10 protein-coding genes are annotated in these 10,622 nt (G+C 53.8%); 4 read left to right on the top strand and 6 right to left on the bottom strand.

The features are described 5' to 3' along the window. Positions 1-36: 36 nt before the first annotated feature. From mnmE to FQ015_RS10415, 6 genes are all read right to left on the bottom strand, one after another. Positions 37-1,401 carry a tRNA uridine-5-carboxymethylaminomethyl(34) synthesis GTPase MnmE gene (gene mnmE / locus FQ015_RS10390; RefSeq protein ID WP_001282361.1) on the bottom strand — a complete coding sequence of 455 codons (1,365 nt, stop codon included), beginning with the start codon at positions 1,399-1,401 and terminating at the stop codon, positions 37-39. A 105-nt stretch (positions 1,402-1,506) separates the two neighbouring features. Next, positions 1,507-3,153 (bottom strand): membrane protein insertase YidC, encoded by a 1,647-nt coding sequence (gene yidC, locus FQ015_RS10395; RefSeq protein ID WP_000378258.1) that lies wholly within the window; start codon positions 3,151-3,153, stop codon positions 1,507-1,509. Between the two features lie 2 nt (positions 3,154-3,155). Next, a complete protein-coding gene (gene yidD / locus FQ015_RS10400) occupies positions 3,156-3,413 on the bottom strand; it encodes a membrane protein insertion efficiency factor YidD (protein ID WP_001307474.1) in 258 nt (85 codons plus the stop codon). Next, positions 3,377-3,736, bottom strand: a complete 360-nt coding sequence (gene rnpA, locus FQ015_RS10405; RefSeq protein ID WP_000239730.1) for a ribonuclease P protein component — start codon at positions 3,734-3,736, stop codon at positions 3,377-3,379. The genes yidD and rnpA overlap by 37 nt, the downstream gene beginning before the upstream one ends. Before the next feature lie 16 nt (positions 3,737-3,752). Then, positions 3,753-3,893 (bottom strand): 50S ribosomal protein L34, encoded by a 141-nt coding sequence (rpmH, locus tag FQ015_RS10410; RefSeq protein ID WP_000831330.1) that lies wholly within the window; start codon positions 3,891-3,893, stop codon positions 3,753-3,755. 229 nt (positions 3,894-4,122) lie between these two features. Beyond that, entirely contained in the window at positions 4,123-4,203 is an 81-nt protein-coding gene (locus FQ015_RS10415) for a hypothetical protein (protein ID WP_122134670.1), read from the bottom strand. A gap of 296 nt (positions 4,204-4,499) precedes the next feature. Between FQ015_RS10415 and dnaA the strand changes: the two genes are divergently transcribed. From dnaA to gyrB, 4 genes are read left to right on the top strand one after another with little or no spacing between them, the layout of a single operon-like run. Beyond that, the gene (gene dnaA, locus FQ015_RS10420; protein ID WP_039020321.1) at positions 4,500-5,900 is read left to right on the top strand and encodes a chromosomal replication initiator protein DnaA; all 1,401 of its coding nucleotides are present in this window, start codon (positions 4,500-4,502) and stop codon (positions 5,898-5,900) included. Positions 5,901-5,904: 4 nt separating this feature from the next. Continuing rightward, entirely contained in the window at positions 5,905-7,005 is a 1,101-nt protein-coding gene (gene dnaN / locus FQ015_RS10425) for a DNA polymerase III subunit beta (protein WP_000673464.1), read from the top strand. Continuing rightward, a complete protein-coding gene (gene recF, locus FQ015_RS10430) occupies positions 7,005-8,078 on the top strand; it encodes a DNA replication/repair protein RecF (protein WP_000060098.1) in 1,074 nt (357 codons plus the stop codon). Before dnaN ends, recF begins: the two co-directional genes overlap by 1 nt. 28 nt (positions 8,079-8,106) lie before the next feature. Beyond that, positions 8,107-10,521: a DNA topoisomerase (ATP-hydrolyzing) subunit B gene (gene gyrB, locus FQ015_RS10435; RefSeq protein ID WP_001353554.1), complete on the top strand. Its 2,415-nt coding sequence runs from the start codon at positions 8,107-8,109 to the stop codon at positions 10,519-10,521. Positions 10,522-10,622: the final 101 nt, after the last annotated feature.

The raw sequence follows: 10,622 nt of genomic DNA on the forward strand, positions 1-10,622 counted from the left end.
GAACGGAACAGTGCCCTTTATATCAATTTAGACGACTCACTTACCAATACAGAAGCTGGAGAAAATTCGCCCCAGCAGGTCGTCAGAAGTAAATTCTCCGGTGATCTCGCTTAAATTCTGCTGCGCCAGACGCAGTTCTTCCGCCAGCAGCTCGCCTGCCCAGGCTCCTAACAGTTGCGCTTTACCCTGTTGCAGGTGCTCTGCCGCCTGTTCCAGTGCCTGTAGGTGACGACGACGCGCCAGGAAGCCGCCTTCCATGTTGGTGTCAAAGCCCATGCTCTGTTTGAGATGGTTACGCAGCACATCCACGCCTTCACCAGTCCTTGCCGAGAGACGAATTAACGCGTGACCGTTCACTTCACTCATCCCCAGCGTTTCGCCGGTGATATCGGCTTTATTGCGCACCACAGTGATCGGCAGTTTCGCTGGCAGACGGGCGATAAATTCCGGCCAGATCTCTGCTGGATCAACAGCGTCTGTCGTAGTGCCATCAACCATAAACAGCACGCGGTCGGCCTGTTCAATTTCCTGCCACGCGCGCTCGATCCCAATACGTTCAACTTCGTCACTGGCTTCACGTAGTCCGGCGGTATCGATGATATGCAGCGGCATTCCGTCAATGTGGATATGCTCACGCAGCACGTCACGCGTGGTTCCGGCGATATCAGTCACGATTGCCGCTTCACGGCCCGCCAGCGCGTTCAGTAGGCTTGATTTACCGGCGTTTGGACGCCCGGCAATGACGACTTTCATCCCTTCGCGTAACAAGCTGCCCTGACGAGCCTCGGCGCGTACTGCGTCGAGATCGGCAATCACGTCATTGAGCTGGGCTTCAATTTTGCCGTCGGAGAGGAAATCGATCTCTTCATCGGGGAAATCAATTGCCGCTTCGACGTAAATGCGCAAGTGGGTGAGGGCTTCCACCAGATGGTTAACCCGTGCGGAGAACGCGCCTTGCAGCGAGTTTAGCGCTGAGCGCGCCGCCTGTTCCGAGCTGGCGTCGATAAGGTCTGCAATCGCTTCGGCCTGGGCTAAGTCGAGTTTATCGTTCAGAAATGCGCGTTCGGAAAACTCACCAGGGCGAGCAATCCGCAGGCCGGGAATAGTCAGAATGCGTTTTAACAGCAGGTCGAGGATCACCGGACCGCCGTGACCTTGCAGTTCCAGCACATCTTCGCCGGTGAATGAGTTCGGGCCAGGGAACCATAGCGCAATCCCCTGATCGAGCACGCTGCCATCGGCGTCTTTAAACGGAAGATAATCGGCGTAGCGCGGCTTAGGCAGTTTACCCAGCACGGTTTCGGCAACCTCACGGGCTTTGAGGCCGGAGATGCGCAGGATGCCAACGCCGCCACGTCCCGGAGGCGTGGCCTGGGCTACGATAGTGTCATTATCGCTCATGATGTTCCTGTTACTTTGTGTGGCGGATGCGCGGTGCTTATCCGCCCTACGAAAAGAAAAAAGGCGGTCAACTGACCGCCCTTATTTTAGCGAAAACTCACCGAATCAGGATTTTTTCTTCTCGCGGCTATGCAGGCCACGTTTTTCCAGACCACGGTAAATCAGCTGTTGCTGAATAATGGTAACCAGGTTGCTGACGATATAGTACAGCACCAGACCTGACGGGAACCACAGGAAGAACACGGTGAAGATGACCGGCATAAAGGTCATGATCTTCTGCTGCATCGGGTCGGTCACAGTGGTCGGCGACATCTTCTGAATGAAGAACATCGTTACGCCCATCAGGATCGGCAGGATGTAGTACGGGTCCTGTGCTGACAGGTCGTGGATCCACAGTGCAAACGGTGCCTGACGCAGTTCAACGGAACCCATCAGCATGTAGTACAACGCCAGGAAGATTGGCATCTGGATCAGCAGCGGGAAGCAGCCGCCCAGCGGGTTAACCTTCTCAGCTTTGTACAGCGCCATCATTTCCTGGCTGATACGCTGTTTGTCATCGCCCAGACGCTCACGCATTGCCTGAATCTTCGGCTGCAGCATACGCATCTTCGCCATGGAGGTGTACTGCGCTTTGGTCAGCGGGTACATGATGCCACGAACGATAAAGGTGATGATGATAATGGAGAAGCCCCAGTTACCCACAAAGCTATGGATCCATTTCAGCAGTTTGAACAGCGGCTGAGAGATGAACCACAACCAACCGTAATCAACGGTCAGATCCAGGTGCGGAGCAACTGCTGCCATTTTGTCCTGGATTTCCGGGCCAACCCACAGGGTGCTGTTCATTGCGCCAGTCTGACCAGGCTGAACCAGTACCGGCTGAGATTTATAGCCGATAGCGGCGATGCCGTTACCCAGATTAGCGGTGTAGAAGTTGTTGGTACCGTCGTTATGCGGGATCCACGCAGTCGCGAAATACTGTTGCAGCATCGCCACCCAACCACCTTTCGAAGAGATGTTCAGGTTTTCGTTATCGGCAATGGTATCAAACTTATATTTCTCGTACTTCTCGTCAGGCGTGGAGTACGCCGCGCCACGGAAGGTGTGCAGTGCGAAGTTGCTGCTTCCGGTGTCGAGATGCGGTGGCAGTGTAATGGATTGCTTCAACTGACCAAAGGTGGAGATCTCCAGCGGTTTCTCGCCAGCGTTCTGCACGTTGTAGTTGACGTTGACAGCGTAATCACCACGTTTCAGGACAAACGTTTTGGTAAACGTGTTGCCTGCCGCGTCGGTATACGTCATCGGCACCTGCAGTTCGTTTTGACCTTCAGCCAGCACATAAGCGTCTTTTTCAACGTTATACAGCGGACGCGGGCCGTTAGCCGGGTTATCCGGGCCATCACGACCGGTCAGACCGCTCTGTGCCTGATAAATAAACTGCGGTGAAGTTTCCAGCAGCTGGAACGGCTGGGTAGAGTTCAGCTCTTTCGGGTAAGCAGGCAGCAGAGCTTGCTCAACATCACCACCACGGGTGTTGATGGTCAGATCAAGCACGTCGGTCTTAACCGAGATCAGTTTCCCCTGGCCACTGGCCGGTACGCCCTGGTCGGCGGCGCTACCCGCTGCGGTGGTCGTTGTCTGCGTGGTCTGTTGGGCCTGAGGTTGCGGGTTTTTATCCTGCTCCCAGGCTTGCCAGATCATGAAAGACACGAACAGCAAAGCGATGACTAAAAGATTGCGTTGCGAATCCATCGTTAGTGTTCTCTGGTATCAAATGGTCCGGGCGGGACGGGATCGTCACCACCAGGGTGTAAAGGGTGGCATTTTAATACGCGTTTCACCGTCAACCAACTGCCTTTTATCACTCCAAACCTGCGCAATGCCTCAATTCCGTAGCTTGAACAGGTTGGAGTGAAACGACAATGCGGCCCGAGTAGCGGACTAATCAGGCGTTGATAGACCCGAATGAGGGCTATCAGGACCCGCGAGCCAGGCGACAGTGGCGGCGCCATAATTTTTCCAACGCTTCCGAGAGAGCACGGTTATCGAGGTCGGCAACCCCTTTTTTCGCCACCACCACGAAATCCATAGCCGGGAGTTCATGTTGGCGCAGACGGAAGCTTTCACGCGTCAGACGTTTAATCCGATTGCGTTCATGGGCGCGTCGAACGTTTTTCTTGGCGACTGTAAGACCGATACGGGGATGCCCCAGCGAATTCAGGCGGCCGAGAATGGTAATTTGCGGCGTGCCAGCCCGTTGTGGCTGCTGGAAGACGAATGTGAATTGACTGGGAGTTAACAAGCGTAACTCCCTGGGAAATGCGAGCTTAACCACTCAGGGGTTAGCTTTATTACTTAGAAACGGTCAGACGAGCGCGGCCTTTAGCACGACGACGTGCCAGAACCTGACGACCATTTTTAGTAGCCATACGAGCACGGAAGCCGTGAGAACGGTTGCGCTTCAGTACAGACGGTTGAAAAGTGCGTTTCATGGCGATTTCTACCTAAACTTGAATAAATTCAATGGCTTTATTGGATATCCGCCGAAAAATGAAACGATGGACACCGAAGCCATGGGTGATTAAAGAGGCCGGATTGTAATAATTGTACACTCCGGAGTCAATTCTCTTTCCTTATTTACCGCGCTTTTCCGCACCTTTTCGCAGGGAAAACGTACGGCCTCACACCGGTGAAAACCAGCATGGCGCGCCGGGTGGAGGATTATACGGGCTGACGGGTAAAGCGCAAGGATCGTCCTGGATCTTTATTAGATCGATTAAGCCAATTTTTGTCTATGGTCATTAAATTTTCCAATATGCGGCGTAAATCGTGCCCGCCTCGCGGCAGGATCGTTTACACTTAGCGAGTCCTGGATCATCCTGTGGATAAATCGGGAAAATCTGTGAGAAACAGAAGATCTCTTGCGCAGTTTAGGCTATGATCCGCGGTCCCGATCGTTTAGCAGGATCTTGATCGGGCATATAACCGCAGACAGCGGTTCGTGCGTCACCCTCAAGCAGGGTCTTTTCGACGTACGTCAACAATCATGAATGTTTCAGCCTTAGTCATTATCGACTTTTGTTCGAGTGGAGTCCGCCGTGTCACTTTCGCTTTGGCAGCAGTGTCTTGCCCGATTGCAGGATGAGTTACCAGCCACAGAATTCAGTATGTGGATACGCCCATTGCAGGCGGAACTGAGCGATAACACGCTGGCCCTGTACGCGCCAAACCGTTTTGTCCTCGATTGGGTACGGGACAAGTACCTTAATAATATCAATGGACTGCTAACCAGTTTCTGCGGAGCGGATGCCCCACAGCTGCGTTTTGAAGTGGGCACAAAGCCCGTAACACAAACACTGAAAGCTGCAGCCAGCAATACAGTTGCACCTGCTCAGGCAGCTCAGGTGCAGCCGCAACGTGTTGCGCCTTCTACGCGTTCCGGTTGGGATAACGTCCCGGCTCCGGCAGAACCGACCTATCGTTCTAACGTAAACGTCAAACACACGTTTGATAACTTCGTTGAAGGTAAATCTAACCAACTGGCGCGCGCGGCGGCTCGTCAGGTGGCTGATAACCCTGGCGGTGCCTATAACCCGTTGTTCCTTTATGGCGGCACGGGTCTGGGTAAAACTCACCTGCTGCATGCGGTGGGTAACGGCATTATGGCGCGTAAGCCGAATGCCAAAGTGGTTTATATGCACTCCGAGCGCTTTGTTCAGGACATGGTTAAAGCCCTGCAAAACAACGCGATCGAAGAGTTTAAACGCTACTACCGTTCCGTAGATGCACTGCTGATCGACGATATTCAGTTTTTTGCTAATAAAGAACGATCTCAGGAAGAGTTTTTCCACACCTTCAACGCCCTGTTGGAAGGTAACCAGCAGATCATTCTCACCTCGGATCGCTATCCGAAAGAGATCAACGGCGTTGAGGATCGTCTGAAATCCCGCTTCGGTTGGGGACTGACTGTGGCGATCGAACCGCCAGAGTTAGAAACCCGCGTGGCGATCCTGATGAAAAAGGCCGACGAAAACGACATTCGTTTGCCGGGCGAAGTGGCGTTCTTTATCGCCAAGCGTCTACGCTCTAACGTACGTGAGCTGGAAGGGGCGTTGAACCGCGTCATTGCTAACGCCAACTTTACCGGACGGGCGATCACCATCGACTTCGTGCGTGAGGCGCTGCGCGACTTGCTGGCATTGCAGGAAAAACTGGTCACCATCGACAATATTCAGAAGACGGTGGCAGAGTACTACAAGATCAAAGTTGCGGATCTCCTTTCCAAGCGTCGATCCCGCTCGGTGGCGCGTCCGCGCCAGATGGCGATGGCGCTGGCGAAAGAGTTGACTAACCACAGTCTGCCGGAGATTGGCGATGCGTTTGGTGGTCGTGACCACACAACGGTGCTTCATGCTTGCCGGAAGATCGAGCAGTTGCGTGAAGAGAGCCACGATATCAAAGAAGATTTTTCAAATTTAATCAGAACATTGTCATCGTAAACCTATGAAATTTACCGTAGAACGTGAGCATTTATTAAAACCGCTACAACAGGTGAGCGGTCCGTTAGGTGGTCGTCCTACGCTACCGATTCTCGGTAATCTGCTGTTACAGGTTGCTGACGGTACGTTGTCGCTGACCGGTACCGATCTCGAGATGGAAATGGTGGCACGTGTTGCGCTGGTTCAGCCGCACGAACCAGGGGCGACGACCGTTCCGGCGCGCAAATTCTTTGATATCTGCCGTGGTCTGCCTGAAGGCGCGGAAATTGCCGTGCAACTGGAAGGTGAGCGGATGCTGGTGCGTTCCGGGCGTAGCCGTTTTTCGCTTTCCACCCTGCCAGCAGCAGATTTCCCGAACCTCGATGACTGGCAGAGCGAAGTCGAATTTACCCTGCCGCAGGCGACGATGAAGCGTCTGATTGAAGCGACTCAGTTTTCGATGGCGCATCAGGATGTTCGCTATTACTTAAACGGTATGCTGTTCGAAACCGAAGGTGAAGAACTGCGCACCGTGGCGACCGACGGTCACCGTCTGGCGGTCTGTTCCATGCCAATTGGTCAGTCTTTGCCAAGCCATTCGGTGATCGTGCCGCGTAAAGGTGTGATTGAACTGATGCGTATGCTCGACGGCGGCGACAATCCGCTGCGCGTGCAAATTGGCAGTAACAATATACGTGCCCACGTCGGCGACTTTATCTTCACTTCCAAACTGGTGGATGGTCGCTTCCCGGATTACCGCCGTGTTCTGCCGAAGAACCCGGACAAACATCTGGAAGCAGGCTGCGATCTGCTCAAGCAAGCGTTTGCCCGTGCGGCGATCCTCTCCAACGAGAAATTCCGCGGCGTGCGTCTGTATGTCAGCGAAAATCAGCTGAAAATCACCGCCAATAACCCGGAACAGGAAGAAGCGGAAGAGATCCTCGACGTTACCTATAGCGGTGCGGAGATGGAAATTGGCTTCAACGTCAGCTATGTGCTGGATGTTCTGAACGCGCTGAAATGCGAAAACGTGCGCATGATGCTGACCGATTCGGTTTCCAGTGTGCAGATTGAAGATGCCGCATCACAGTCGGCTGCCTATGTTGTCATGCCAATGAGACTGTAATGTCCCTCACCCGCTTGTTGATCCGCGATTTCCGCAACATTGAAACCGCGGATCTCGCTTTATCTCCCGGCTTTAACTTTCTGGTAGGTGCCAACGGCAGTGGCAAAACCAGCGTGCTGGAAGCCATCTATACGCTCGGCCACGGTCGGGCGTTTCGCAGTTTGCAGATTGGCCGTGTTATTCGCCACGAGCAGGAGGCGTTTATTCTCCATGGGCGTTTACAGGGCGAAGAGCGCGAGACGGCGATTGGCCTAACCAAAGATAAACAGGGCGACAGCAAAGTCCGCATCGACGGTACTGACGGGCATAAGGTCGCCGAGCTGGCGCACCTGATGCCGATGCAACTGATAACGCCAGAAGGGTTTACTTTACTCAACGGCGGCCCCAAATACAGAAGAGCTTTCCTCGACTGGGGATGCTTTCACAACGAACCCGGATTTTTCACCGCCTGGAGCAATCTCAAGCGATTACTCAAGCAGCGCAATGCGGCACTGCGCCAGGTGACTCGTTATGAACAGCTACGCCCGTGGGACAAAGAACTGATCCCGCTGGCAGAACAAATCAGTACCTGGCGCGCGGAGTACAGCGCCGGTATCGCCGCTGATATGGCCGATACCTGTAAGCAATTTCTCCCGGAGTTTACTCTGACTTTCTCTTTTCAGCGCGGCTGGGAGAAAGAGACAGAATATGCTGAGGTGCTGGAACGTAATTTTGAACGCGATCGCCAGTTAACCTACACCGCGCACGGTCCGCATAAAGCGGACTTACGCATTCGCGCCGACGGTGCGCCGGTGGAAGATACCTTATCGCGTGGGCAGCTTAAGCTGTTGATGTGCGCCTTACGTCTGGCGCAAGGAGAGTTCCTCACCCGTGAAAGCGGGCGGCGGTGTCTCTACCTGATAGATGATTTTGCCTCTGAGCTTGATGATGAGCGTCGCGGGCTGCTTGCCAGCCGCTTAAAAGCGACGCAATCACAGGTCTTTGTCAGCGCGATCAGTGCTGAACACGTAATAGACATGTCGGACGAAAATTCGAAGATGTTTACCGTGGAAAAGGGTAAAATAACGGATTAACCCAAGAATAAATGAGCGAGAAACGTTGATGTCGAATTCTTATGACTCCTCCAGTATCAAAGTCCTGAAAGGGCTGGATGCGGTGCGTAAGCGCCCGGGTATGTATATCGGCGACACGGATGACGGCACCGGTCTGCACCACATGGTATTCGAGGTGGTAGATAACGCTATCGACGAAGCGCTCGCGGGTCACTGTAAAGAAATTATCGTCACCATTCACGCCGATAACTCTGTCTCTGTACAGGATGACGGGCGCGGCATTCCGACCGGTATTCACCCGGAAGAGGGCGTATCGGCGGCGGAAGTGATCATGACCGTCCTGCACGCAGGCGGTAAATTTGACGATAACTCCTATAAAGTGTCCGGCGGTCTGCACGGCGTTGGTGTTTCGGTAGTAAACGCCCTGTCGCAAAAACTGGAGCTGGTTATCCAGCGCGAGGGTAAAATTCACCGTCAGATCTACGAACACGGTGTACCGCAGGCTCCGCTGGCGGTTACCGGCGAGACTGAAAAAACCGGCACCATGGTGCGTTTCTGGCCAAGCCTCGAAACCTTCACCAATGTGACCGAATTCGAATATGACATTCTGGCGAAACGCCTGCGTGAGTTGTCGTTCCTCAACTCTGGCGTTTCCATTCGTCTGCGCGACAAGCGCGACGGCAAAGAAGACCACTTCCACTACGAAGGCGGTATCAAGGCGTTCGTTGAATATCTGAACAAAAACAAAACGCCGATCCACCCGAATATCTTCTACTTCTCCACCGAAAAAGACGGTATCGGCGTTGAAGTTGCATTGCAGTGGAATGATGGCTTCCAGGAAAACATCTACTGCTTTACCAACAACATTCCGCAGCGTGATGGCGGTACTCACCTGGCAGGCTTCCGTGCGGCGATGACCCGTACTCTGAACGCCTACATGGATAAAGAAGGCTACAGCAAAAAAGCCAAAGTCAGCGCCACCGGTGACGATGCGCGTGAAGGCCTGATTGCCGTCGTTTCCGTAAAAGTGCCGGACCCGAAATTCTCCTCTCAGACCAAAGACAAACTGGTTTCTTCTGAGGTGAAATCGGCGGTTGAACAGCAGATGAACGAACTGCTGGCAGAATACCTGCTGGAAAACCCAACCGACGCGAAAATCGTAGTCGGCAAAATTATCGATGCTGCTCGTGCCCGTGAAGCTGCGCGTCGCGCTCGTGAAATGACCCGTCGTAAAGGTGCGCTGGATTTAGCGGGCCTGCCGGGTAAACTGGCGGACTGTCAGGAACGCGACCCGGCGCTCTCTGAACTGTACCTTGTGGAAGGGGACTCCGCGGGCGGCTCTGCGAAGCAGGGGCGTAACCGCAAGAACCAGGCGATTCTGCCGCTGAAGGGTAAAATCCTCAACGTCGAGAAAGCGCGCTTCGATAAGATGCTCTCTTCCCAGGAAGTGGCGACGCTGATCACCGCGCTTGGTTGTGGTATCGGTCGTGACGAGTACAACCCGGACAAACTGCGTTACCACAGCATCATCATCATGACCGATGCGGACGTCGACGGCTCGCACATTCGTACGCTGCTGTTGACCTTCTTCTATCGTCAGATGCCGGAAATCGTTGAACGCGGTCACGTCTACATCGCTCAGCCGCCGCTGTACAAAGTGAAGAAAGGCAAGCAGGAACAGTACATTAAAGACGACGAAGCGATGGATCAATACCAGATCTCTATCGCGCTGGATGGTGCAACGCTGCATACCAACGCCAGTGCACCGGCATTGGCTGGCGAAGCGTTAGAGAAACTGGTGTCTGAGTACAACGCGACGCAGAAAATGATCAACCGCATGGAGCGTCGTTATCCGAAAGCAATGCTGAAAGAGCTTATCTATCAGCCGACGCTGACGGAAGCCGACCTCTCTGATGAGCAGACCGTTACCCGTTGGGTGAACGCGTTGGTCAGCGAACTGAACGACAAAGAACAGCACGGCAGCCAGTGGAAGTTTGATGTCCACACCAATGCTGATCAAAACCTGTTTGAACCGATTGTTCGCGTGCGTACCCACGGTGTGGATACTGACTATCCGCTGGATCACGAGTTTATCACCGGCGGCGAATATCGTCGTATCTGCACGCTGGGCGAGAAATTGCGTGGTCTGCTGGAAGAAGATGCGTTTATCGAACGTGGTGAGCGTCGTCAGCCGGTAGCCAGCTTCGAGCAGGCGCTGGACTGGCTGGTGAAAGAGTCCCGTCGCGGCCTCTCCATCCAGCGTTATAAAGGTCTGGGCGAGATGAACCCGGAACAGCTGTGGGAAACCACCATGGACCCGGAAAGCCGTCGTATGCTGCGCGTTACCGTTAAAGATGCGATTGCTGCCGATCAGTTGTTCACCACGCTGATGGGCGACGCCGTTGAACCGCGCCGTGCGTTTATCGAAGAGAATGCCCTGAAAGCGGCGAATATCGATATTTAATGGCGTTAACAATGCGAGCGTGCATGATGCGCTACGCTTATCAGGCCTTGTATTATCCCTCCTGTGCAGAGAAAATCGGCCAGTTTTCTCTGCCTGCAGTC

Origin of the sequence: Escherichia sp. HH26CH, assembly GCF_009820205.1 — a bacterium.
GTDB classification, from domain to species: domain Bacteria; phylum Pseudomonadota; class Gammaproteobacteria; order Enterobacterales; family Enterobacteriaceae; genus Escherichia; species Escherichia coli_F.